The sequence below is a fragment of the Ktedonobacter robiniae genome (assembly GCF_016587375.1).
GTDB lineage: Bacteria > Chloroflexota > Ktedonobacteria > Ktedonobacterales > Ktedonobacteraceae > Ktedonobacter > Ktedonobacter robiniae.
On sequence record NZ_BNJG01000002.1, the window covers coordinates 1840435 to 1862362 of the forward strand.

Below are 21928 nucleotides of genomic sequence, written 5' to 3' on the forward strand. Positions count from 1 at the left end.
TGTGAAAGGACTCATCTACATGTTAGCACTTATAAAGAATATCAATCTGGGACTTGCATTTTTCTTAGAACTCGCTCTTCTGGCTTCATTTTGCTATTGGGGCTTCACGACAAACTGGGGAACGATCGCCAGGTTTGGGCTTGGGCTGGGTGTCCCTGTGCTTGTCGCCATCATCTGGGGCTGTTTTGAGGCCCCAAGGGCGAACTGGCCGCTGCCCGAACCCTGGCACCTGTTGCTCAAGCTGGCCCTCTTCGGCCTGGGAGTTGCCGCACTCTTCGTCGCCGGGCGCCGTGAACTCAGCATTACCTTCGCCGTGATCTTTATCATCAATACTATTCTAGCCTATGTCTGGGCACAGTAGTGAAGAAAGGGAGACACTCATGGAAGAGACGCTGAATGTGCAAACGCAAGAAAATGGTCAGCAGGGAAAAACGAAGACAAATTCTCTGGATCTCCTGAGTCCGCGTGTGCTTCTGCATCTTGAGGGCGCAATCGTGCTGCTGGCTTCGCTTGTGCTCTACACGCTCCATGGAGGCAATTGGTGGTTGTTTGGTTTGCTGTTGCTCACTCCTGATCTCTCGGCCCTGGGCTACCTGGCGGAGAACAGGCTGGGCGCGCGCTGCTATAATCTTATGCATACCTATCTGTTACCGGGAGTACTGGCCGCGTATGGTCTGCTCGGTGGCAAAGAACTGGCCTTTCTACTGGCGCTGATCTGGTTCGCCCATATCGGCCTGGATCGCGCCCTCGGTTTTGGCCTCAAGTACATGACTGAATTTAAAGATACGCACCTGGCCCATGTATAGCTATGAAGGGAGAAAGAGCATGAGTGATACGAGTGAGATCTGGACAGGGGAAGCCGCGCTCTATGATCAGGTGCGCCCCAGTCCGCCACCAGTGCTGGTTGATATCCTTACACAATTAATCAACACTCCTCAGCCTGCCCTGGTGGTAGACCTGGGTAGCGGCACTGGCCTCTCAACTTTGATCTGGGGTGAGCGCGCACAGCGTGTGATTGGCATTGAACCCAACGCCGATATGCGGAACCAGGCCATACACAATGCCGCGAAACATCCTCATGTTAAGCACATTGGGTTCCAGGAGGGGACCTCTCAGCAAACCGGCCTGCCCGATAGGAGCGTCGACATCGTGACTTGCTCTCAATCTTTTCACTGGATGGAGCCAACCTCGACCCTGGCGGAGGTTGCGCGCATCCTGCGCCCCGGTGGCCTCTTTGCCGCCTATGATTACTCCTGGCCGCCCGCACTTGGCTGGGAAGTTGAGCTAGCGTACCAGGAGGTCGATGCGCGCTTCGATGCCCTCTTGCGTGAGCGCGAACTTGAACAGAATCTCCAGCGCTGGCCCAAGGAGAAGCACCTGGAGCGCATGCGCGCGAGCGGCCACTTCCGCTTCACACGCGAGCTCCTGCTTCATCACATCGAGCATGGCAATGCCGAGCGCTTTATGGGCATGATCATGACCAATAGGTACAGCCATGAGTTCAAGTTGAATACAATCACTGAAGAGGAGATCGGCCTGACGCGACTCAGGGAGGCCGCGCAACGCTATATCGGTTCCGAGGCCCTTCCCTGGTACTTCAGCTACAAAGTCAGACTCGGGATTAAATAGAAAATACTGTGAACTACCGCTCAGCTAAAGACTGAGCGGCTTCTTCGGAAGAGGAAGCCTGAGTTCACCAGACTCAGCCACCGAAAGGTGAGCTATGTTTGGAAGGTCATGATACCAACACTTGGCGCATCAGACGGTTGCTCTATCGCCTGAGTTTAAGTAGGGATGAGGTAAGTCCCGGTGATTCAGGCCCAACAAGCCTTCTGAACCTTGTCGAGATGAAGTCGGATTCCCTGTATGGTCGCAGTACAGGGATACGCATCACCTGCCACCTGGCAGAGCATTTTTCTGAAAAGGAATTTTCGATGAACGTTGTTTATGTATTGGCACCAGATGGCACGCCATTGATGCCATGTTTGTGTGCTATTGCACGATTACTACTTAAAGATGGCAAGGCCAAAGTCAAAAGGAGAACGCCCTTTACGATCAAGTTGTTGGTTCAGCCAGCAACGACCTCTACCCAACCATTGACCCTTGGGGTAGATACGGGCAGTGCCGTGATTGGTTCAGCGGTGACCGATACGCAGGGGCAGGTGGTGTATTTGTCAGAAGTGCAGGTTCGCAATGATATTGCCACCACCATGAAAGAGCGTGTAAAGTATCGCCGGAACCGGCGCAACCGAAAGACCAGATATAGAAAAGCACGATGGCGTAATCGCAAGAACTCCATCAAAACAGATCGCTTCTCTCCCACGATGCGTAGTAAAATTGACGCACACCTGCGGGAAATCCATTTTGTGCAATCCATCCTGCCCATTCGCTATATCGTGCTGGAAACAGGAACGTTTGATCCCCATGCCCTTAAAAATCCTAACGTTTTAAAGCACAAGTGGCTCTACCAGAAGGGCATCAACTATGGTTTTGCCAATACCAAAGCCTATGTGCTAACACGCGATAGCTATACCTGTCAACACTGTGCAGGAAAATCGAAAGACAAGCGGTTAGAAGTCCATCATATCGTTTTTCGCAGTCAGAACGGCAGTGATGAAGAAGCCAATTTACTCACCCTCTGCAAAACCTGTCACGATGGGCTGCATGCCGGAACCGTGACGCTCAAGCGCACTGGTAAGAAGAAAGGAAACTTGAACCATGCCACACAGATGAATAGCATTCGTCTTCAATTGTTGAAACAGGTTCAGGCAGAGGAAACGTGGGGATTTGTGACCAAAGAACACCGTCAGATAGCAGGCTTGCCCAAGGAGCATTGCTTTGATGCGGTCATGATTACCACGCGAGGGGCCATGCCCACGTTTCAGACCACGGTGGTTCTCAAGAAGCGATGCATCCCCGATGGAGATTACCAGCAAACCAAAGGGCGACACAGCGAACAACGCATTCTCACGGGGAAAATTGGCGGCTTTCGGAAATTTGATATGGTGCGCTATCAGGGACAGGAGTACCTTATTAAAGGGCGAATGTCTACTGGCTATGCCATTCTGATGGACATTGATGGGAACAAGGTCAATCTCAAGCCAATTCCGAAGTTTGAGAAGATGAAGTGAGTGAGGGCACGATCTTCATGGATGATGTGTCAAGCGCCTATGCCGCATATCTCATCCACTGCCAATTAATCAGGGGTGAATGTGGCAATTCATCCACGAAGCTAAAGACTTCGTGGTTTTCTTGCCACAATTGGATAAAATCTAGATCCTGTAAATTCTTACGCAATGTAAGGGCCTTTACAAGTTCCAGATCTTGATGTTGGAGTAGCTAACGTCTGTGATCAGCTCTTGTTCAAATGCGGCCAAACCGAGCGCACCTTTGGTGTAGTCGCTATCAGTGATACTAGTGAGGAATTGTCCATTAGCATAAAAATAGAGCTGACTGCCTTGGGCAATAATCATCACGACATTTTTTTGATTATATCCAGTCTCGATGCTAGAGTCATATGCATTCTGCCCAATATAGCTTGAATGATCTCCATTTCGCTTCATAATCTTGTAAGATCCATCCTGACCTATGAAAAATGCGTAGTAAGAAGGATCAAGCGTATTAATGCGTAGCACAATACCTCCAGCATATCCGCTAAGTATGGTGACATCGACCTGAACCGCGAAATTCGTATGTACATCTGTATCTGAGCAATAGTAATAGTGATTGGTATTATTTATTGTGACGTGATATCCATTGTCCTTATAACGACAAGAGACATTTCCATCGGCGCTATCGTAGTTTAACCAGTAGCTCTCTCCAAGGGTTGATAGAGAACTGCTTGTGGTTGGTGTCTGGCTTGTTACCTGCTGGTAGAGCGCATCCGCGTGAGCCTGATTCTGTTGCGCGGCGCTGTCAAGGCTACTGCGAAGCCAGGTTACGCCGTTGAACGTAAGCAGACCGCAGCTGCTCAGGATGATCACGCCCGCGAGCACGGAGAGGAGCACAATTGTCAGTATTTTGCGTGTATTCTTTGGCTTAGGCTGAGGCATAAGGGGAGGATATGGGAGAGGCGCATACGGCAATGGAGACCCTGGCGGTGGGTAAGCTCCAGGATAGGATAGATAGGGTGGATTGCCCGGTGTGATATAGGCTGGTGGTGCGGCATACGAGGCATACTCTATATAAGGCGCGGACCCGCTCGCCACCTCACCTGTAACATTCGCTATAGTTTGCTCCTGCGTGGAGGCATGGCACACCGGGCAAGAAGGTGTGCCCTGTGGCACCTCGGCGCTACAAATACGGCATTGCATAAATGTTCTATCCCTCAGTTATCTCAAATAAAATAAAAACCCATCTATGTATTATCCTATATTGCTGGTTGCTTGAATAGGAGAAAAGGCCGAAAAGTACTTTTTTCTCTATTATTCCACTCTATATATGGTGATGCTCAAATTTTCTTATGGCCAGGGGAACCGAGGATTCCCTGTAAGATGTTGGCTCTCACGATAGATAGTTGGAGTGACGCCCACCAGATCGTGAAACTGCCGTGAGAAATAGTAGACATCGCTGTAGCCCAATTGCTGAGCAATGCGCTTCATAGGCAGATTTGTCTCTATTAGCAGTGTTTTGGCCCTGGCAACTCGGCATTGGAGGACATACGCATGAATCGCGGTACCAGTTGCCTGGCGGAACCGACGACGGAGGCTGCTCACGCTCATATTATAGCTTTGTGCCAGGCATTCATAGTCAGGAGCAAAGTCTGGGTCTCCATGCGTGAAGAGATCGAGGATTTCCTGTATCCAGGGAGGCTGTACCATACATTGCGCGCGCTCCTCTGCCAGGTCAATCAATAATCCCTCTAGTAAATGGATGGCTCGGCGCATACCCCAGTGGTCAGTACGTTTGATCTCAGCCAGCAATCGATCAAAGACAGCACGATAATCTTTGCCTGGCTCGGCTGGCTGTGGGCTGGTGGGAAAGAGTCCTTCTGTCATCCACTGCTGCACCAGGGGACCACGAAAGGCGATGTGGCGGTGTTCCCAACTGGCATAGCTTGGGGCACGGTGAAAGCGGATGTACGGCCCCGGATAGGCGGGCCAGAACCAGGCCCCTTCTATGCTATAGTGTTGATCATCGTAGAACAGTTCTACTCCGCCCGTTGCCATAAATTGGATTGTGTAGTAGCCGTCCAGGTGTTTAGCCACTTTGTGCGTGGCTTGTAATACCATACTGCCCGTCAGTATCTGTAATTCCGCATCCTTCATGATGATCAGATCCTACAAAACTTTGCCACAAACTCCATTTATTCTCCTCTTCTCCTCTAGTATACTCAAAAAAGATCGATGATTTGAATGTCTGGAGGAGAGAAAACATCATGTCAACCATATTATCTCACGAACAATGGCAGCGCTATGAGCGTGATGGTTATCTATTTTTGGGGCAGGTGCTGAGTGATGACGAGTTAGAGGCCTTACAGCGACGTATTGACGACATTATGTTGGGAAAAGCCGATATTGATTATGCGCATTTAATGATGCAGCTAGATAGCCCCGATGGGCAGTACAAAAATGCAGGCGTACAGTCAAAGGGCTTTAAGGGCGCGACGCTGGCCTATCGTAAGATCCAGGACCTGGAACATGACCCACTCTTTATGGAGTATATGCAGCGTCCGCTGTTTCGGGAGATTTGCGAGAGAGTGTATGGGAATCAGGTCCCGGTGTCAGCCTTTCGAGCCATGTTTATGAACAAGCCTGCCCACCAGGGAACGCTCTTGCCTTGGCACCAGGATCGCTGGTCCTACTTGGATCGAGACCCTATGATCACCATTTGGACGGCGCTTGATCCTGCCACTATCGCCAATGGCTGTGTTGAGATCATTCCCGGCAGCCATACCTGGGGCCTGCTCAACCCCGAGGATACCTCGGGACATCTTACTGAGGAGCAGGCCGAGCAGGCAACCGTTTCCGGCAAGGGAATGTATCTCGAGCTGAAAGCAGGTGAAGCAGTCCTGCTACACAACTGGCTACTGCATCGCTCGGATACCAACGCGACCGATATCGCGCGCCGTGCATTTAGCGTCTGCTATATGGACGCGCGTACCCAGGCTAGCACTGGTGAACGCTATACATTGATCTTTGAAGGCAAGAAGGACTTGCAAGGGGCATAGTAAGCTGCCTACTAAGCTGCTATACATGAGTCCCCCCAAATTCGGCTCATCAGCACTTTTGATGCAGATGGCTTGAGGGCTTACTCCATCCTTAGCCGTTTCACCAGTTGTCCCAAGCCAGGCCACTGCCCGTGCATCAAGACCCCCAGGCGATACAGGCGCGAGGCAAACCAGGTGCAGGCGAGAATAGTACCTAGCATCAGCGAGATCGTTACGACGATCTCCCACCAGGCGACCGTGCCCAGAGCCAGTCGTACCAGCATCAACATCGGCGTCCAGAAAGGGATATACGACAGTATCTTCGTCCAGGCCGCATTGGGAGACGCTACCACGAGATAAACCAGAATCCATCCACTGAAGATCAGCATCGCAGGGAGCATGGTCGCGTTTTGTACCTCCTCCTGCCGTTTGACCATTGCGCCCAGTCCAGCAAACAGGGTTGTATACAGGAAGAACGCCAGGAGAATATAGATTAGGAATAGAAGGTAAAACGGGATGAGCACACCAGTGAGATACTGGGTGAATCCTCCCACGTTTGCCCCGAACAGCGCGGTCTGCAGAGGGGTTTTGCTGCAGGAGCGTACCAATGCCGACCACCACCAGACAGCCCATCTGCGCCAGGCACACCGCCCCGATGCCCACGATCTTGCCGGCCAGCAACTGGAATGGGGTCGCGGCATTCGCCAGAATTTCCATAATGCGACTGCTTTTCTCTTCCGCGACCCCACCCGCCACGATATTGGCATAGATCGAGACAGAGACAACGATCACGATCGCACCGACAAAGGCGAGGACATATCCTGCGATGATCTCACGTTCCTGGCTTCTGTGAGCACTTGTTGATAAGGAGGCGCTGCACGGCCTGCTCATACGCGGCTGGCACCTCCACCATCGGCGTGTGGCCTGAGTCCAGCAGACGTAATTCAGCGTGCTGCAGGTGTTCTACCAGGAACTCGGCGTGAGCAATCGTTCGCGCCTGGTCATGTGTCCCATGCACGACTACGGTGGGCATCGCAAGCTTTGGCAGGTCACCTGCCGGTCGACCACAGACTGGCTGGTGAGCACTTGCAGGGCCGCTTCACGCGATACACGACCAGCATAGGCGAGGAGACGTTGCATCAATGCCTGCTCCGGCTGGTAATAGAAGCTACGGCGCAAGAGACGCTCGTGAAACTCCGTCCCTCCGCCCGCCTCTATGGCCTTGATGATGCTCGTTATATCCCCATGCCCATGGGTATTGGCTCCGGTATCGATCAGTAGCAGACCGCTCACGAGCGAAGGTTCGGTGAGCGCAGCGACCAGCGCGATAGGGCCTCCGGTTGAATGTCCCGCGATCAGAGCGGGGCAAGGTCCAGTTCACGAAGAAGCGCGGCGACACGCCTTCCAAGTGTTGGAATGTCCCACGGGCCGGGAGAGGTCATCCAGGATATAGGCAGGAGTTGCAGGTCTGGAAAGAGTGTTTCATCCAACAGGTCAAAGACTTCGGGCGAACAATAGGTCCCCGGTACGCAAAGCAAGACCTGGCATCCCGTGACGGGCTTACGGGTTAATTCAAGATGAGACGAGAACATAAAAGAATCTTCCTTGCGTCCCCTCCGGGCGAGCTACTGATTGACAGACCACGGAACGTCAAGGTCGCGCAGGTGGCTGTGGGACGGTATGGGGCGCGCTTGTCTTGACCTTGACGTCTGTGGTAGGCTTGACGAGCTCGCTCCGGGAAGGTAGTAGCTTCTCTTTACCACGGCAGTTCCCTCTTAGATGTTACAAGTCTTAGCGTGAATGTTCGACGATATTTGAGCCGAAACACGGGAATTCGGTGCGAATGCTAGGAATCAACCGGCTCTTTCAAAGTGAAGTCGCGCCAGAAGCGACCTGTTGCACACCCAGATTGTAAATTCGATGGCAGCTTAGATCACCGACCCCTTAACTCCTTGCACGGCTTTTTTGATGAGCTCAGCCACCGCATGTGGCTGCGAGATGTAGATTGCGTGACTGCCCGCTACCTCGACGACGGTCGAACCTGCGCGCTTGGACATGAAACGCTGGACTGGCGGTGGGATCATCTTGTCATCTGTGGCGACCAGGTACCAGCTCGGCCGGCTCTTCCACGCTGGCTCGCTGATCATGCCGTTTAGCGCCTCCTCGCCCCACGGGACCTGCGAATCGGCCATGAAGACGGCCTTTTCTTCGTCCATGTCAGCCCCAAACGAGGCAGGGAACCGGGCCTTGTCTTGGTACAGGTAGCCATCCTGGGGTGGCAGTATTGAGGATGCAGGCGTGCCAGGCTGGGCATCTTTGAGAAGTGTGGACACGGACTCGCCCGTGTCGGGGGCAAAGGCTGCGATATACACAAGCCCCACGACCTGTGGATCGTTGCCAGCTTCGGTGATCACCGCTCCTGCGTAGGAGTGGCCGACGAGAATCACCGGGCCGGTCTGCGCGTGAACAATGCGTTTGGTTGCGGCGACATCGTCGGCCAGCGAGATCGTTGGATTCTGGACGATGGCGACAGGGCAGCCGTCCTTCTTCAGGATCTTATAGACGCCCTCCCAACCGGACCCGTCCACGAAGGCACCGTGGACAAGGGCGATTGTTATTTCCGCCGGATGAGATACTCCAGCCATGATGATTTCCATTCCTTCATGAGATGAGGACTGGTCCGCTGGTCGCCTCCTTCACATACGATATTCCCTTTTATTGGTCAGCACACATGCTATCATAGGGAAAACCATCGTAGAGGTGGGAGGGAGTCACTTGACCTTGCCCTCCCGCTCACCCCAGTCAGGCGTTGATCCGCATGCAGGACACATCCACTCACTCTGCGTCGAGCTCTTATCTGCTGGATTACATTATGAACCATTTACTATTACTATACACGAGGGAGGAGTAGGATACGTGGACGTGGTCTATCACTATGAGCTATTTTTCCACCTATCCTGGCCCTCCCTCAACATGAGACGAACCATTTTGCCGTGAATTTACAAAAACGGTGCACAACGATCCGCTCCAGAGGCGGTTTCTCAAGTAACCAATAGTTGTGCTGCTCAACATCCGCGCCATTTACTAATAAGGGCTGTGTCCACTTAGGTGAATGCTTTACCCATCTTCAAAAGCCCGCTCTAAAAGAATGTCAGGCCCAAAGTATTGGGAAACGGGTCCCCACACTCATCTAGAAAACTCATCATATTTCCTGACGCATTGGGAAGAATCGCATCCCACCCATCACCAGGGACTCACGGTATTTTGGCATTCTTCTGCGCGGCAAGAATGCAACACGCTGAACTGATGGTGAACGAGAGTCGGCGTCCATCAGGCAGATGCGGCGATGCCTGGTTGACCCGTTCACACAAGATGGCCAGATCTCGATTGAGCGCACGATCGTTGAAGGGACGCAGTTCAACTTGCACCATCTGAGCGGAGTGCGTGATGGTGCAGGGAAGCTGAAAAATGGGGAGCAAACGTTTCCAGGTGGCCTGCGCATGGGTGCGGCAAGTTTTTTTGCGCGCCCAGAAGGCCTATGGGCAGAGGATTGTTGAAAAGGGGCATTCAGTCCAAATGGGCAAAACCGTGCAAGATTCCGTCAACCTGAGTACGATTGACGCATCAGCCTCCCTCATCCTATCATTTCTCACAAGATGGGGAAGGCGAATCACACAGAAAATTGTCTAGCTGAGCTTCGTATACGTGACATCGAAGTCGTGCTCCCACGTGGAACCATCACGTGATTTCTCCCAGCAGGCAGTGATCGTTTTGCCGTTCTGGTTTACTGTGCCCTCATAGCGCTGCCAGAATCCTGGGGCTTCTCTCCACATCTTCCACACACCTTCCGAGAAGCTCATCTCATAGATCCTCGAAACGCTTCGCGAGTCATAGTAGAGCACGGTATAGTTTGGGGCCGATTCATCTCGACCGATGAGCCAAAGGGCAGCGGGCGCGCTTGGTGGTTTGTCGCCCATGCGCATCAGCAAAAAAGCTCCGTCCTGCATCCATTCGAAAGAGATTGATCCTTTTGCTGTATCGGATGGGTGAGGAAGAAAAGATGCATTGGAAAGTTCCATTGTCCAATCGCCAACCAATCCTTCAAGGGATTTGAGTGCAGGGTTTGGCTGAGACGGAGGTGTCTTCTCTTGTGCATGAGTAAATTCATCTGTCATCCGGTTTTCTCCTTTTACTTTCAGAGGGGGCAGCTATTGTACAGATAGCCCTAGTATAGGGGAGGAAAAACCGAAAAACTTCTTCTGTTTTGCTCTCATCAGCAGAGGGCTCGCATCATGTCGAAGTTAGCTTGTCCTGTCAGTTCACTGCTGAAAGGAGGCCTCTCCGCGCATCGATGCGGGGTGCACATTCCTGTTCCAGTTTTTGCTCTATTTGACTGACCACCCATCATATGGTGTGATGTCTCGCACTCATCTTTTCAGAGTTGCGCAAAAAAACTTGCCACACCCCAGGTCGTGACGGGTGCGACACACTTTTTTGCAAGTAGTGAGCACACAAGCATGACAGGAAGACAGCCCGCCAAAATCTGACACGCATCTTCCTTGAAGCTTTGCAAAAGTTGTGTTGCACCTCTATTGTGTTATTGTGTGCAGGGCTTCCCAAATCTCCCCTGGGTCCCAACCTTGGCCCACTCGCATCCCCTTACCCCCTGAGCAAGGAATATCCCTTAGAATTGGAAAGCCTGTAGTTCCTGAAGACGTTGCTTCACCCAGCGATAGGCCTGCTCATCTCCCGCCTTGGCATAGAAGCGAATTGCGCTCAGGAAGATATAGTACTGATAACAGAGCATACGCTGTCCATATGCAGGGACAACGACCTGCTGATCCTGGTAGTACAGCTGGAACCGCTCACGCACACGCAGCCAGGGATACCAGAAGTCCAGCCCGGCGATATCGAAGACGAAATCGCCATACTTCGCATCAACCCAATCCAGAACCGCGGTGATTGCTCCATGGTCCGTGAGGATATTGCGCAGGCTATAGTTTCCATGTACAAGGGAACGCTCGGTGGGGCAAAAGCCGAGCAGGTCTTGCATCTCCCGGTAGATCTCCTTGAACAGATCGCGCTCTAGAAAGGTATCCCTGAACAGGTGGTACCATTTCCCAAAGTAGTCGCGCTCGTCTTCCTCTTTCGCGATGATCGCCAGCGATCCCCGCCAGCTAGCGACTGCACTCATCCCTTGATAATCGAAGACACCATAGCCTTGCGTCTCGCTTACATCAACATGATGAATAGCGTCTAGAATCCGCATAATCTCCGGCATGAGTTGCTCAACTTCTTGCCCGGTCAGGCTTTCTACCATCTGGCCCGGCACCTTGGGTGAGATCACGAAGTGGAGTTCATCCAGGCGTCCCGTGTACAGGACTGGCGGCATGGGAACCGGTGATGATGCCAGTTTATGCGCGATATACACCTCTTTCGGCAGATTGGAAGTCAGCATATTATCGTGATTGAAGCGTACGATATAGTCTTGCTCGCCCATACGAAAAGCGAAGGTGCGCATTACCTGTCCACCCTCCACAGGCATAAGGCCGGTAATCGGCGCGGAGAAGTACTGACTGAGAGCTGTAAGCACTTGTTCACGGTCAACAACTGGTCTGAGGTCTGGCATAAAGATCCTCCGTTTTCAACACGCCATCTATGGCGTGACCCAACAAAAGGTGTATCAATGGGGAAAGATGTGCCGGACGTGAGGAAAAGGAGGCGCATTGCGAGAGGGATTGGGAAAATGGGAAAAGGTTGCGCAATGACCCGGAAACACATCTCTTGCTCAACGTCCGCCACTGGCAGCATGTCCCATTCCCAGCCAGACAGTTACGCACCCACTCTATCGATGAAGCGAGTACTCAGCATACATCCAGGCCATACAAACGATAGGAGAAGGCCTGGGAAACTGCTTTCGATGAAACTAGAGGCAGGGAAGGAATGCAGCCGTTGGAGAGGCTAGCAAGATAATGTCCACGTCATTGGGAGAGATGCCTTTCTTTACTATTCAAGTGGTTTTACAGCACAACTATACACTATTGGTAACTGGTTTTCAAGATGGTCTATCGGGTGAACAGGGCTTTCCTCCGAAAATCACTTGCAATAGCCGAGGTAGAACAGCCTCAAGAGGTTCATTTTCATCATCATGGCTGTCTCGAAGAGACATCGCGCTTCCAATTCGAGGGGAACATTCCTTGCCAAACGCACTTTCGCGCCGGGTGCAACATGTGTTTTTTGCGCGAGGCTGAGGCTTGGCAACAAGCCGCATAAGTAGCAGATTGTGCCCTAAACAGGCTCGACGCAAAAAAGTGTGGCGCACTCCCTGCGCATATGATGCTGGAAAGTGCCGATCACGCACCCACATCGCCAGATTCGCTAATGCCACCTTGCATACAGACATTACCTGATCTTTCCGGTTATCCAACTAAGCTTCACCTGTCGAACAAGCTCAAGCCTCGCTGATCTCCGGGCTTGACGTTGATCTGGTGCCATCACAAGTGACATCGCCTTCGCTTCTCTCGTTTCCATCATTCCTGTCATTCCTGTTGCAGGAGCCGACAATAGGCCTGATCTGTTTGTTCCTCGACGAGAGTCAGTTCAGGCTCATGAGTACGAACGGGCCTTCGCGTTGTTTTCCGGTCCGTTCATACTCATGGCCAATTCTGACAGAACCCCAGGACAAGCCTCTCTCTGAGTTCTGACAGACCCATTTATTCGACAGACACCCGTGGGACCTTCTTGCTCATCAGGCGGATCGCCAGCAGAGCGATCCACGTGCCGCCGCCAATGATGCCAATCCGTTCAATGAGTCCTGTTGGTCCCCCGTCTAACAATTTGGCGGTGAGGACGAAGGCGACATAAGAGGCGGCGATCAGCAGACCAGTGGCAACCGAATACCAGGACCAGCCGCGCCTTTCAAGCGCCGCATCGCGCCGTGCCAGCACGAAGCAAGCCGCAATCAGCGAAGTGAACTGAAGTAGACCAAAGAGGATATGAATGGCTCCGTGAATGGTTAGCGCGCTCGACGCTCCTGGTGGGTAACCTAGCGCCGGGTCGGGAAGGATAGGCCCGGTGACGATGAAGGTGAGGCCATAGATGCCGAGCAGGATGGGTCCCCAGGTCGAACCACGTCCTGTACGCAGGACACGCCTGAGCCCGATGGCAAAAGCGAGCAGGAGCGCTCCGGTGACGATGTAGTTGATGATTTGTATCCACCCACCATCCCCCAGTTCGAGGTTGCTGTCGGGGACTATCCAGGCGTTGTAGCCAGGGCGTATGGCCCCAAGGATGAGAATGACAACACTGTTGAGCAGCGGAGCAATGGCACCGCAAGCCAGCAGCAGTCTCATCGCCGCTGACTGCTCTCCAGTACTTTGTGCTGAGGTTCCCATGTGTTTTTCTCCTTGGACGTAAGATGAGGGAGTCATGATCGCGTGTTCTTTTCATGATTGCTTTGGTGAACAGGCTCCTCCTGATCAAGTGTGTGGTGTTTGCTTTTCATTTTCTATTTTCCTTCTTTCTCCTTCTCTGTTCCAGTTTAAGGAACAGCAGGTTTGCTACCGAATATGGTATTCTCTAGAGAGAATACAAGGGAGGGTTCTCCCTGGCAAGCACACACCAGGGAACCCGTTCTCTACCGAACACCTGACCCTGATTGTTCGTCAAAGAAAGAGGTGACATCCGTGAAACAACAGAAAACAGATCGTCGTTCCCAACGTACCTATCGCCTGGTGAACTCTGCCTTTGCGGAACTCGTGGTAGAAAAACCCTATGATGAGATTCTGGTGCAGGATATTTTGGATCGGGCAAACATTGGCCGTACCACCTTCTATGCCCATTATTTCGATAAAGAGGATGTCCTCAACAGTATCATAGAGCAGGAGCTGGAGCGGCTCACTCGCCAGCTCGCCCATGCAGTAGCAAGACAACGGGTCCTGCCCAGTCTGGAACTGTTTGAGCATGTGTACCACTCTGAGAATCAGCCATTTCGGGCACTGATGCGAAGCCGTGCGGGCGAGTTCTTGTGGGAAGCTTTGCAGGCGGCACTCTGCCAAGCGATTGAACCTGCTCTTTCCACCCTCTGCGCAGAAAAACGTTCGCCGCCGATCCCCCTGCCGGTGGTCTCCCAGTACCTGGCCGGGGCCTTGCTCACCTTGCTCAAATGGTGGGTCGTTGCTGATATGCCCTACCCACCAGAACAGATGGAAAGCATCTTCCAACAACTGGCGCTGCCCGGCGTGTGGGCCATGTTCAAGGAAAAGTGAGCGAAAATCGGCAAGCATGCCTGAGCCTCTCTTGCGAGGCCTCGCAGATCAGCAAGCGTTGTCTCCTCATCCACAAGGAATATTCACGCGTATTCTTGGTCTAGATGCGCGAGCATTGTAGTGGTGTGAGACCCTGTTAACCTGTTGCATTCTTGTTGCGCAGAAGATGTTCAAAATACCGTGAAACCCTGATTAAGCACTCAGACAAGAAATGGTTTGAAATCGTCTGGGAGAAGCGCAGCTGGGAACCTGGTGAAGAGGTCTGGCGTGTTGAGTTCCCTTTGGAAAGTGAAGTGCTTAGGGAGATGGGCCTGGATGATGTATATGACACGCTACGCAACATCAAGTGCCTGTGGGCCTACTGCACAGAAGAGTGGTTGCGCATGGTTCGACCAGGCCAGATGAAAAATAGAACGCGCTGGCTAACTCATCCCACCTGGGAAAAGATACAGCGCGCTTTTGACCGCTACGGCGATAGGGAACTAGACCACCTGGGTCCACTGGTACGAGAGCCGCGGCGGGTGATCAATAAGGAATGAGCGGAAGCTGCCATAGCCGGGTACATGACCACTTATGCCGCCTGGGATCAGGAGATGGCAGAGGACATCGACTCGGCCACCATCTTTGCAACCGTGTATGACAAGGTGATTGAACGCTGGAACCAGCGCGGGATTGTTCCCGGTGAGCTGATCCGCAAAAAGGGTGGTATTTCCCGAAGATGTGAATGCCTCGTACCGCATTCACAATGGGAGGATGTGGCTAGGTGATCCCGATCAATGCTTACGACGGCTCTGCTCCTTGCAAGAGATGGTGCATCTGTGGAAAATGATGAAAAAGTATGCACAGGGGGCGAAAGTCAAGATCACAGATGATTGGCTCACCTGGGACGGCCAACCCATACGAGTTCGCGTAGAAACATGGAATATCAACTGGATTCCGCTGCTGGAAGCGGACGGAGACGTGTTTTGCCTCGATTTGACTCCTACTCCTCATGGGCAAATGTGACAAATCATCGACAGTGACGCCGAAAACGGCACCTTTCACCGCTGGCTTGCCTCAAGCTGGCAAGCGTTTCTCTCCACTTTTGCGGACGATCTGGAGGCAGGCGAGTATTGTTACGAAGAGGGAACATTGATCTGGTCATAAAGCCCAAACAGCCTTTCAGTGTTCCTGCTTTTTAGAGCGTCCTGCTTCAATGGGAAGAGCTTTTGATCCAGATCTTCACCCATGTGCTCAACTCTTCTGCCAGCCGCTGTAGAGATCGTATGCATTTTCCCTCTTGAATGGTGGGTTCCTGACTCACAGAGATTACCTCAGTCGGCTAACCTCACGCGCGTAGCTTTGATGACGCCGCGTTTAGTCTTCTTCCCTTCGGCCAGGATTGTCTGGCCCTCCTGTAGTGCTAGGAGCCTTGCAGACGGTACGTGCTCCCCTGCCTTGTTGAGCACCTGCGTTCGCTTGTTTACGCGCACCGCGAGAACCTGGACCTCGTCCGTATCCTGTTTTTTGAACTTGCCAGCGACGATGGTGGTTGGCTGTTTCCCTTGAGGTGCAATGCTTCCAATAACTTCTATGTTATAGGCTGCTTTCTGCAAAATTGGGGGTTGCTCCTCGCTTTGCGGGTGCGATTGCTGTGGCGCATTCGCTGGCTGTTGTTCAGCGAGCAGGAGTTGTTCCTGGGGTGAGGTGTTTCCTTTCTGCGATGTTTTCTCAAACAGTGGGCCTGCATAGGTGCGTGGAACGGCAACGTGCAGCGCCTTTGGCCTGGCATCGAAGTGATAATCGACCAGCATCTGTTCTGGATCGTTGGTTTGTTGCAAGGCACGCTGTTCCGCTTTTGATAGGAGTTCTTCGGGTTTGACAGCACTCCCATCTACATGGATATCGATAGAGGCGGGGATTCGCAGCGAAAAATGCGTGCCGCGGAAATAGGTTGTGACATTTCTATCTGGCTTGTGCTGCGTGAGTAATGAAACGGCCTGTCCGATCGTCTTTAGTGGACTATTGGCGGTAATCAAAGTGACGTAGAGCAATCCATCATCGGCGCGCGAACCCGGTTCTATGTTGACCGCTCCCGCGAAGAGAGGCACCTTGCTTACATACGCTTCCCAGACATCTCCACGCCAGTGAGCGGTGACATTGCCCTTGTCATCTGTTTGCTGAAGTTCGACGGGAAACGGGCGCTGTCTGGGGAACTCTTTTGCAGCAGCGAGGTCGAAGGCCAGCGGACCAACTCGATACTTTAGAGGTTTGGATATATGTGCCATTATTGCGGCATCCAAGCCGATGCCAACGTTTAGCAAGAAATAGTGCCTGGTTTTTGTTGATTCTTTTGACTTTTTCGACTTTTTTCCATTGGGGGCTGGTTGCCAGACGTCTTTGGAATTATTGGCAGAGGTCAGACTGGTTGCCTCGATATGGCCGAGATCAAGGCTGCGTGGTTCGCTATCTACAAGGGTCAGGGCGGCTTTCACGGGATCATCCGGCATCTCTATTGCCTTTGCCCATACGTTGAAGGTGCCTCCTGGTATATCTGCGACGGCACCTTTCCCCTGGGCATACATGGTGCCATTGAGAAGGGCATTTAAGGTTCCATCGCCGCCGTAGCCGATCACGAGCGCATATTTCTCTTTGGCAGCCTTCTGTGCCAGTTGCATCGTCTCGCCTCCATATTCCTTCAGGGCTACGTCAGTTTTCCAGCCTGCAGCTGATAGAACGGTTGCTATCTCAGGGACGTGTACCAGGTGCTCCCCTGATCTAAGATCAACGATGATACAAGCGTTTTTGTTTCCCATGTTTTTTTTCCCCTTATGTAAAGCAATAACAGATCCTTGAAAGGGATACGGGCTAGAGACGTGCTCAGTTTCAAATGGGCCGGACTATTTGAAGCGATCTCTGGCCTCTTCTTTAAGCATCCGAGCACACTGAAGCCCTCGGATGCACCACACTGCTCAAGCATGCAATGAACATTGAGAAGATTGCCAATGTTGTAGGATTTCTTGCCTCCCACACGCAAGCTACTTCACTGGTACGATCATCACCGCTGACGGCGGTCGCACAGCGATCAAGAGGTAGGACTAGGATCTTAGCATGTCAGTTGCAGAGAGTGCGTCGTTTCGGTATCCTTGACAGGTAAAGCTGACGGGGACGCTCGATCAGTACGCGGCGTCAGGGGTGGCCCGTTTGCACGGTGGAATCTCAAGCCCGATAGGATGTTTGGCCACCCGTCGAATCCGCTCGGGCTCGAAGCGTGAAAGATCGCAGCCCGAATGGGTGTCTGAACACTGCGAACCCCAAACGGCGTACTCTCGTCCTTACTCGTTGCCTGAAAAAGGAGAAAATGTATGCTTGCATCTGTTTGTGGAGAACGTTTCGTAGCCCTGGATGTGCATAAGCACTCTGTCGTTGTCGGAGCAGTCAATCCCTCTCAACAGGTGGTGCTTTCCCCTCGCCGAGTAGATCCGGATGATTTCTCCTCCTGGAGCCAGCAGCATCTGTGCTCGACCGATGCGGTGGTATTAGAAGGCACAACAAACGCCTGGCATCTCTGTGATCAGCTTTGTCCTCTGGTTTCTTCAGTCACGGTCGCTCATCCGAACCTCGTGAAACTGATTACCACTGCTCGGGTGAAGACTGATGCGCGCGATACGTTGCATCTCGCCCGCCTCCTAGCCGCAGGTCTCATTCCTGCTGTGTGGATCCCTCCTCAGGATGTGCGTGAGTTGTGACGGTAAGCATCGCCTCAAGAATGGGTGGGTATTTGAGCAGGGAGAGGCCCAGGAAATAGATGAAACTGACATTGACCGTTCCCCCGTGACAAACCACCACAATAGATTGACCAGCATACTCACGCAAGATGCGATCCAGGGCACGACACGTCCGCAGATGAAAGCCTGTCAGACTCTCCCCACTGTGGGGTGCGGCAAGTTTTTTGTAAGTAGCAGGCACACAAACATGGCACGGAGACAGCTTGTCAAAGGCTTACACTCACCTCCTGGAGCTTTGCAAAGAACTTGGGGTATTCATGGATCTCATGAGAGTAATGTTATTGCGGAGCAAACCTCGCCACCGCCCCCTTTCCGTATCTGGGCACTCACCCTGGCCGATGCAGACCCCACCTGACCCCCAGAGTCAGCAAGTCCTCATACTGCGTCAGGCAGTGAGAGACAACGCCGTTTCCGTTTCTCGAAGGGAGAGAGAAAGAGACGGAAACGGCAGGAACATGTTTCTCTCACCCGATCACAAGCGTGCCCAATGGGGGCGCTTGAACCACAACGAGCCAAACACCTCTATATGAACAGGAGGGACAGATGAGAGACCCATTGGACGTCATCGACCATTTCCTCGACCAGACTCGCGATGCAGCCATCCAATCAGGCTGGATAGGCTCCCCTGGCACCACCGAAGCGCAACTCCTTGCGGCTGAACAGCGCCTGGGGCGAAGATTGCCGCCCTCCTACCGGAAGTTCTTGCAACTCACCAATGGCTGGCCCTGCGGCTTAACCGAGCCCCTCTTGCCTATCGAGCAGGTTGATCTGTTCCAAGTCAAGGAGCCAGACTATGCGCGAGACTGGATCGAGGATTGGGAGTGGGAAATGTTCGATCTATCTGAGGCTGACCACCGCGTCTATGGCAAGCAGCAGGACCCGTCGTATTTTCACTCTGCCTACTTGCAAACAGCTTTGCAGATCAGCGAGCAACAGGATGGGTATGTCTACCTGCTCAATCCTGAGGTGGTCACGCCTGAAGGGGAATGGGAAGCCTGGATTTTGGGAAGCAAGATCCTCGGGGCACAGCGCTGGCCCTCCTTCTGGGAGATGGTGCAGGAAGAGTTTTGAATGGGGTTTCCCAGAGTCCCTCTCAGCGACGCGGCTCCTGGGCAGGCGAAGTCCCTGCCGCCAGAGGAGTAAGGCAGAAAGCCCGGGTACAAGCGGTTGAAACCCCGTGGGTTGCTTCCCTGGGGAATCTCGCCGGAAGCAGCCCTGCTTTCCTCTTTGCCCCACCCGGCAAACATGCGCGCGTGCCAGGTGAGGTCTGCATCGGTCAGGGTGAGTGCCCAGATACGGAAAGGGGGCGGTGGCGAGGTCTGTTGCGGAGTGAAATATTGAAGGGAATATGAGAGGTGCAATTTCTATGAAAAAGCGGGCGGACCCGGAAATCTTCCGGGTCCGCCTGGTACCTGGTGCGATGGATGGCGATCCGATCTCGAAGGCGAAGTCTCAGTCTGACTAGCGGATTCTGGTGCGGAGAGCCTTCAGACTCTTGCTCTGCGCGTCGAACTCATCATCAATACGCTCCATCAGCGCGCATCGAACTGGTCCCTCGAGAAGAGCAGGAACTATTTGTTGAGGCAAATCGACTCGATATCGTCGAGGTCCATCGTCCGAATCTCCTCCGGAGTGAGAACCTTGACCTGCTCGTCCGTGTACTGCGACATCGTTGACCTCCCGGTCAGGTTGAGGAAGGGTCATTGTGACCGCTTCCAGGAACGGATACCTCAATGTACAAGGCCCCGTGGACTCGTCTGAGAAGCAGAACGCTTGCGCCTCATCCGACTCCGCAGAGTCCAGACTTTAAAACCCATCTCGTCCAGGTGGTTCGTTTCTTCGTGCTTCTGATCTTCGCGCAAAAGGCATGGGCACTGATGGGAGGTGCATCTGTGCTTAACTTCATGTGTATGGAAAGAGCTCTCCAAATTCCTACCTTTCACCGTAGTAATTTGGAGAGGCCTGATGAAGAAATTCCATGGTGAGCGTTGGGCTCAGTCCTGAGATGCTCATCATGTACAGGTTAGAAGAGACGGTATGATCCTCTCACCGTCAACTGTTCGGTGGTTGGCGGCTCGGCCAATGATGTCTTGAGGGCCTCCTGGAAGGCGTGAAACTCCGGGAAAGTCGGCAGCGGGTTGTCTATCCCCTCGTCAATTTCCAGGAACACCAGATAGGTCACTTCATCTGCGAGTCGGCAGGACGCGTAACGAATGCCCTCGGGCTGCGCTTGCTCAAGCGCTCCAAATAGGCTCTTGATGCCCGCTTCAACTTCTGACACCTGTGTTGGTTTCACTTTCGCACGGATCATGAGGACGCTCATGGGATTTTTCCCTTTCACTTTTCGTATTGTTTTGTCTTGAGTTGTCTGTTTCATCCCGGTCATCACTGGCGGGGTTGAGGTCGTTTAGCTCCAGGACGCGCCCGCCTGCTCTTTGATGGTCGCATTGAGGCGATTGAACAGGTTGGTGGTAGCGATCATGAGGATAATGGCGGACAGTCCCTTTTCGTCAAAGTGCTTTGCTGCCTCGTTCCAGATCTCGTCGGAGACCGCATCGGCCCGGTCGGCGAGTCGGGTGGCAGCCTCAGCAAGTGCCAGGGCTGCGCGCTCGACATCAGTGAAGTACGGCGTCTCCCGCCAGGCCGCCACAGCGAAGAGCCGCTCATCGGTCTCGCCTACCTTTCTGGCGGTGCGTACACCCGCGTCGACGCAGGCGCTACAACCATTGATCTGGCTCGTTCGCAGATGGACAAGCTCCAATGTCCGCTGTGGCACGCCTCCCTGGTGCATGGCCTTGTACAGGTTCTGAATGCCCTTCATGGCGTCAGGAAGGACCATCGCTGGATTCTTCATTCGTGCTGGCATATTCAACTCTCCTTCTAGTATCAAGGCTCGAAAAGAATTTCCATTGTCTCTCAAAATGCCCAACCGAGATCAAGCACCTATTGGGATGGGCTGGCTGGATGTGCCACTTAGCTTCTCGCAGGAAAGAGGACTCCGAGGGTCCGGCTTTGTGGTCGAAGTGCCCACGAAATGAGCGCGAGCACGACGAAAATGAGGGGCATGATGACCATGCTTGTGTCTTCGCCGCTGAATGCGTTGGATGCCGCCGCCCCCGTCATGACAATGATTTCGCCCGCATAGGCCCATTCCTTGAGTCGAGGAAAACGTGGCACCAGTAAGGTGATGACGGCAAGCAGCTTCCACACCCCGATAATCGTGAGCAAGTAGAGCGGGTAGCCAAGGCGCGTGATGACATCAGCAACTGGCTCGCCAGCCACCAGCATCGTTCCCCCATGCACCAGATCCGAGAGACCACCTGCGAGCAGTTCGAGCGTGATGATGGCGGTGGTTGCCCAATAGACGATCACTTTCGTATGTATTGTTATGCGCTCTTTCATCTGTATTGTTGACATTTTTCTCTTTCCTTTCACCGATTGCTTTCGTTCTCTTTACCTCATGAGACAATCAGGTCCTTCTGTCGTGTAGACGGCATGCTTCGCCTTGTGTTTTTCGTCTCGCGACCATCGGTTGAGGTTTGTTCCTTCACTTCTCTGACGGAATGCAAAGAAAAAATGTGACAGACACAGCTCACTGCTCCTCCTGAACCGATGGAAGCTCATCTGTATCAAGGGCGACCAGGACTAAGCCGAGACTGCGAATCTTGAGCAGAACGTGATAGAGGGCCGCTTGATCGACCAGTACTCCATACAGCATCGTTCTGCCAGATGCTTCGGGGAGCAGT

The 21928-nt window shown here is 52.9% G+C and carries 28 protein-coding genes and 1 pseudogene; 11 read left to right on the forward strand and 18 right to left on the reverse strand.

What is annotated here, in order from left to right; all coding sequences use genetic code 11:
* Positions 1–19 precede the first annotated feature (19 nt).
* From JMJ04_RS28810 to iscB, 4 genes are all read left to right on the forward strand, one after another.
* Positions 20–361 carry a YrdB family protein gene (locus tag JMJ04_RS28810; RefSeq protein WP_201373857.1) on the forward strand — a complete coding sequence of 114 codons (342 nt, stop codon included), beginning with the start codon at positions 20–22 and terminating at the stop codon, positions 359–361.
* A 19-nt stretch (positions 362–380) separates the two neighbouring features.
* A complete protein-coding gene (locus JMJ04_RS28815) occupies positions 381–806 on the forward strand; it encodes a DUF4260 domain-containing protein (RefSeq protein WP_201373858.1) in 426 nt (141 codons plus the stop codon).
* Positions 807–825: 19 nt separating this feature from the next.
* Positions 826–1629 (forward strand): class I SAM-dependent methyltransferase, encoded by an 804-nt coding sequence (locus tag JMJ04_RS28820; protein WP_201373859.1) that lies wholly within the window; start codon positions 826–828, stop codon positions 1627–1629.
* Positions 1630–1934: 305 nt separating this feature from the next.
* Positions 1935–3131, forward strand: coding sequence for an RNA-guided endonuclease IscB (gene iscB / locus JMJ04_RS28825; RefSeq protein ID WP_201373860.1), 1197 nt, complete (start codon positions 1935–1937; stop codon positions 3129–3131).
* A gap of 177 nt (positions 3132–3308) precedes the next feature.
* Here iscB and JMJ04_RS28830 read toward each other — a convergent pair whose 3' ends face one another.
* Together JMJ04_RS28830 and JMJ04_RS28835 are read right to left on the reverse strand one after the other, a co-directional pair.
* Entirely contained in the window at positions 3309–4313 is a 1005-nt protein-coding gene (locus JMJ04_RS28830) for a hypothetical protein (protein ID WP_201373861.1), read from the reverse strand.
* A 147-nt stretch (positions 4314–4460) separates the two neighbouring features.
* Positions 4461–5267 (reverse strand): helix-turn-helix transcriptional regulator, encoded by an 807-nt coding sequence (locus tag JMJ04_RS28835; protein WP_201373862.1) that lies wholly within the window; start codon positions 5265–5267, stop codon positions 4461–4463.
* Positions 5268–5377: 110 nt separating this feature from the next.
* On the opposite strand from JMJ04_RS28835, the gene JMJ04_RS28840 reads away from it, so the two are divergent.
* On the forward strand, positions 5378–6169 hold the full coding sequence (locus JMJ04_RS28840; protein ID WP_201373863.1) for a phytanoyl-CoA dioxygenase family protein: 792 nt from the start codon (positions 5378–5380) through the stop codon (positions 6167–6169).
* Between the two features lie 80 nt (positions 6170–6249).
* Here JMJ04_RS28840 and JMJ04_RS48155 read toward each other — a convergent pair whose 3' ends face one another.
* The 10 genes and pseudogenes from JMJ04_RS48155 to JMJ04_RS28890 form a co-directional block, all read right to left on the reverse strand.
* The gene (locus JMJ04_RS48155; RefSeq protein ID WP_201373864.1) at positions 6250–6702 is read right to left on the reverse strand and encodes an ABC transporter permease; all 453 of its coding nucleotides are present in this window, start codon (positions 6700–6702) and stop codon (positions 6250–6252) included.
* 109 nt (positions 6703–6811) lie between these two features.
* A pseudogene (locus tag JMJ04_RS48935) lies at positions 6812–7039 on the reverse strand (ABC transporter permease); the annotation flags it as partial.
* Complete coding sequence (locus JMJ04_RS28855) at positions 6981–7181, reverse strand: alpha/beta fold hydrolase (RefSeq protein ID WP_201373865.1); 201 nt, start codon at positions 7179–7181, stop codon at positions 6981–6983. The gene JMJ04_RS28855 and the pseudogene JMJ04_RS48935, both read right to left, overlap by 59 nt.
* Complete coding sequence (locus JMJ04_RS28860; protein WP_201373866.1) at positions 7169–7441, reverse strand: hypothetical protein; 273 nt, start codon at positions 7439–7441, stop codon at positions 7169–7171. Before JMJ04_RS28860 ends, JMJ04_RS28855 begins: the two co-directional genes overlap by 13 nt.
* Before the next feature lie 62 nt (positions 7442–7503).
* Positions 7504–7740, reverse strand: a complete 237-nt coding sequence (locus JMJ04_RS28865; RefSeq protein WP_201373867.1) for a hypothetical protein — start codon at positions 7738–7740, stop codon at positions 7504–7506.
* A gap of 336 nt (positions 7741–8076) precedes the next feature.
* Positions 8077–8793: an alpha/beta hydrolase gene (locus JMJ04_RS28870; RefSeq protein ID WP_201373868.1), complete on the reverse strand. Its 717-nt coding sequence runs from the start codon at positions 8791–8793 to the stop codon at positions 8077–8079.
* A gap of 609 nt (positions 8794–9402) precedes the next feature.
* Positions 9403–9627, reverse strand: a complete 225-nt coding sequence (locus JMJ04_RS28875) for a hypothetical protein (RefSeq protein WP_201373869.1) — start codon at positions 9625–9627, stop codon at positions 9403–9405.
* Positions 9628–9834: 207 nt separating this feature from the next.
* Entirely contained in the window at positions 9835–10323 is a 489-nt protein-coding gene (locus JMJ04_RS28880; RefSeq protein ID WP_201373870.1) for a DUF1579 family protein, read from the reverse strand.
* Between the two features lie 509 nt (positions 10324–10832).
* Entirely contained in the window at positions 10833–11777 is a 945-nt protein-coding gene (locus JMJ04_RS28885) for a phosphotransferase family protein (protein WP_201373871.1), read from the reverse strand.
* Between the two features lie 1084 nt (positions 11778–12861).
* The gene (locus JMJ04_RS28890) at positions 12862–13542 is read right to left on the reverse strand and encodes a DUF998 domain-containing protein (RefSeq protein WP_201373872.1); all 681 of its coding nucleotides are present in this window, start codon (positions 13540–13542) and stop codon (positions 12862–12864) included.
* 291 nt (positions 13543–13833) lie between these two features.
* Between JMJ04_RS28890 and JMJ04_RS28895 the strand changes: the two genes are divergently transcribed.
* The 4 genes from JMJ04_RS28895 to JMJ04_RS28910 all read left to right on the forward strand — a co-directional run bounded on the left by JMJ04_RS28895 (position 13834) and on the right by JMJ04_RS28910 (position 15420).
* Positions 13834–14415, forward strand: a complete 582-nt coding sequence (locus JMJ04_RS28895) for a TetR/AcrR family transcriptional regulator (protein ID WP_201373873.1) — start codon at positions 13834–13836, stop codon at positions 14413–14415.
* A gap of 305 nt (positions 14416–14720) precedes the next feature.
* Positions 14721–14954 (forward strand): hypothetical protein, encoded by a 234-nt coding sequence (locus tag JMJ04_RS28900; RefSeq protein ID WP_201373874.1) that lies wholly within the window; start codon positions 14721–14723, stop codon positions 14952–14954.
* Positions 14955–14978: 24 nt separating this feature from the next.
* Positions 14979–15182, forward strand: coding sequence for a hypothetical protein (locus JMJ04_RS28905; protein ID WP_201374541.1), 204 nt, complete (start codon positions 14979–14981; stop codon positions 15180–15182).
* Positions 15169–15420 (forward strand): SMI1/KNR4 family protein, encoded by a 252-nt coding sequence (locus tag JMJ04_RS28910; RefSeq protein WP_236038621.1) that lies wholly within the window; start codon positions 15169–15171, stop codon positions 15418–15420. The genes JMJ04_RS28905 and JMJ04_RS28910 overlap by 14 nt, the downstream gene beginning before the upstream one ends.
* A 308-nt stretch (positions 15421–15728) precedes the next feature.
* Here JMJ04_RS28910 and JMJ04_RS28915 read toward each other — a convergent pair whose 3' ends face one another.
* Positions 15729–17210, reverse strand: coding sequence for a diacylglycerol/lipid kinase family protein (locus JMJ04_RS28915; RefSeq protein ID WP_201373876.1), 1482 nt, complete (start codon positions 17208–17210; stop codon positions 15729–15731).
* Between the two features lie 549 nt (positions 17211–17759).
* On the opposite strand from JMJ04_RS28915, the gene JMJ04_RS28920 reads away from it, so the two are divergent.
* Positions 17760–18143 carry a transposase gene (locus JMJ04_RS28920; RefSeq protein ID WP_236038452.1) on the forward strand — a complete coding sequence of 128 codons (384 nt, stop codon included), beginning with the start codon at positions 17760–17762 and terminating at the stop codon, positions 18141–18143.
* On the opposite strand, the gene JMJ04_RS48940 is transcribed toward JMJ04_RS28920, so the two are convergent.
* Positions 18097–18363 (reverse strand): histidine phosphatase family protein, encoded by a 267-nt coding sequence (locus JMJ04_RS48940; protein WP_201373877.1) that lies wholly within the window; start codon positions 18361–18363, stop codon positions 18097–18099. The two genes, JMJ04_RS28920 and JMJ04_RS48940, sit on opposite strands and share 47 nt — an antisense overlap.
* Positions 18364–18725: 362 nt before the next feature.
* Here JMJ04_RS48940 and JMJ04_RS28930 point away from each other — a divergent pair, with 362 nt between their 5' ends.
* A complete protein-coding gene (locus tag JMJ04_RS28930; protein WP_201373878.1) occupies positions 18726–19253 on the forward strand; it encodes an SMI1/KNR4 family protein in 528 nt (175 codons plus the stop codon).
* A 952-nt stretch (positions 19254–20205) separates the two neighbouring features.
* Here the strand turns inward: JMJ04_RS28930 and JMJ04_RS28935 are convergent.
* From JMJ04_RS28935 to JMJ04_RS48165, 4 genes are all read right to left on the reverse strand, one after another.
* On the reverse strand, positions 20206–20505 hold the full coding sequence (locus JMJ04_RS28935; protein ID WP_201373879.1) for a hypothetical protein: 300 nt from the start codon (positions 20503–20505) through the stop codon (positions 20206–20208).
* Between the two features lie 84 nt (positions 20506–20589).
* Positions 20590–21048, reverse strand: a complete 459-nt coding sequence (locus JMJ04_RS28940) for a carboxymuconolactone decarboxylase family protein (RefSeq protein ID WP_201373880.1) — start codon at positions 21046–21048, stop codon at positions 20590–20592.
* 107 nt (positions 21049–21155) lie between these two features.
* The gene (locus tag JMJ04_RS28945) at positions 21156–21599 is read right to left on the reverse strand and encodes a DoxX family protein (RefSeq protein ID WP_236038454.1); all 444 of its coding nucleotides are present in this window, start codon (positions 21597–21599) and stop codon (positions 21156–21158) included.
* Between the two features lie 175 nt (positions 21600–21774).
* Positions 21775–21900, reverse strand: a complete 126-nt coding sequence (locus tag JMJ04_RS48165) for a hypothetical protein (protein ID WP_268887381.1) — start codon at positions 21898–21900, stop codon at positions 21775–21777.
* Between the last annotated feature and the right edge of the window lie 28 nt (positions 21901–21928).

Bases quoted from the DNA above. Each gene is read 5' to 3' on its own strand.
- JMJ04_RS28810 (WP_201373857.1), top strand. From the start codon at position 20: ATGTTAGCACTTATAAAGAATATCAATCTGGGACTTGCATTTTTCTTA.
- JMJ04_RS28815 (WP_201373858.1), top strand. From the start codon at position 381: ATGGAAGAGACGCTGAATGTGCAAACGCAAGAAAATGGTCAGCAGGGA.
- JMJ04_RS28820 (WP_201373859.1), top strand. From the start codon at position 826: ATGAGTGATACGAGTGAGATCTGGACAGGGGAAGCCGCGCTCTATGAT.
- iscB (WP_201373860.1), top strand. From the start codon at position 1,935: ATGAACGTTGTTTATGTATTGGCACCAGATGGCACGCCATTGATGCCA.
- JMJ04_RS28830 (WP_201373861.1), bottom strand. From the start codon at position 4,313: ATGCAATGCCGTATTTGTAGCGCCGAGGTGCCACAGGGCACACCTTCT.
- JMJ04_RS28835 (WP_201373862.1), bottom strand. From the start codon at position 5,267: ATGAAGGATGCGGAATTACAGATACTGACGGGCAGTATGGTATTACAA.
- JMJ04_RS28840 (WP_201373863.1), top strand. From the start codon at position 5,378: ATGTCAACCATATTATCTCACGAACAATGGCAGCGCTATGAGCGTGAT.
- JMJ04_RS28855 (WP_201373865.1), bottom strand. From the start codon at position 7,181: ATGCCCACCGTAGTCGTGCATGGGACACATGACCAGGCGCGAACGATT.
- JMJ04_RS28865 (WP_201373867.1), bottom strand. From the start codon at position 7,740: ATGTTCTCGTCTCATCTTGAATTAACCCGTAAGCCCGTCACGGGATGC.
- JMJ04_RS28870 (WP_201373868.1), bottom strand. From the start codon at position 8,793: ATGGCTGGAGTATCTCATCCGGCGGAAATAACAATCGCCCTTGTCCAC.
- JMJ04_RS28880 (WP_201373870.1), bottom strand. From the start codon at position 10,323: ATGACAGATGAATTTACTCATGCACAAGAGAAGACACCTCCGTCTCAG.
- JMJ04_RS28885 (WP_201373871.1), bottom strand. From the start codon at position 11,777: ATGCCAGACCTCAGACCAGTTGTTGACCGTGAACAAGTGCTTACAGCT.
- JMJ04_RS28890 (WP_201373872.1), bottom strand. From the start codon at position 13,542: ATGGGAACCTCAGCACAAAGTACTGGAGAGCAGTCAGCGGCGATGAGA.
- JMJ04_RS28900 (WP_201373874.1), top strand. From the start codon at position 14,721: ATGGGCCTGGATGATGTATATGACACGCTACGCAACATCAAGTGCCTG.
- JMJ04_RS28905 (WP_201374541.1), top strand. From the start codon at position 14,979: ATGACCACTTATGCCGCCTGGGATCAGGAGATGGCAGAGGACATCGAC.
- JMJ04_RS28910 (WP_236038621.1), top strand. From the start codon at position 15,169: ATGTGGCTAGGTGATCCCGATCAATGCTTACGACGGCTCTGCTCCTTG.
- JMJ04_RS28915 (WP_201373876.1), bottom strand. From the start codon at position 17,210: ATGGGAAACAAAAACGCTTGTATCATCGTTGATCTTAGATCAGGGGAG.
- JMJ04_RS28920 (WP_236038452.1), top strand. From the start codon at position 17,760: ATGCTTGCATCTGTTTGTGGAGAACGTTTCGTAGCCCTGGATGTGCAT.
- JMJ04_RS28930 (WP_201373878.1), top strand. From the start codon at position 18,726: ATGAGAGACCCATTGGACGTCATCGACCATTTCCTCGACCAGACTCGC.
- JMJ04_RS28935 (WP_201373879.1), bottom strand. From the start codon at position 20,505: ATGAGCGTCCTCATGATCCGTGCGAAAGTGAAACCAACACAGGTGTCA.
- JMJ04_RS28940 (WP_201373880.1), bottom strand. From the start codon at position 21,048: ATGCCAGCACGAATGAAGAATCCAGCGATGGTCCTTCCTGACGCCATG.
- JMJ04_RS28945 (WP_236038454.1), bottom strand. From the start codon at position 21,599: ATGTCAACAATACAGATGAAAGAGCGCATAACAATACATACGAAAGTG.
- JMJ04_RS48165 (WP_268887381.1), bottom strand. From the start codon at position 21,900: ATGCTGTATGGAGTACTGGTCGATCAAGCGGCCCTCTATCACGTTCTG.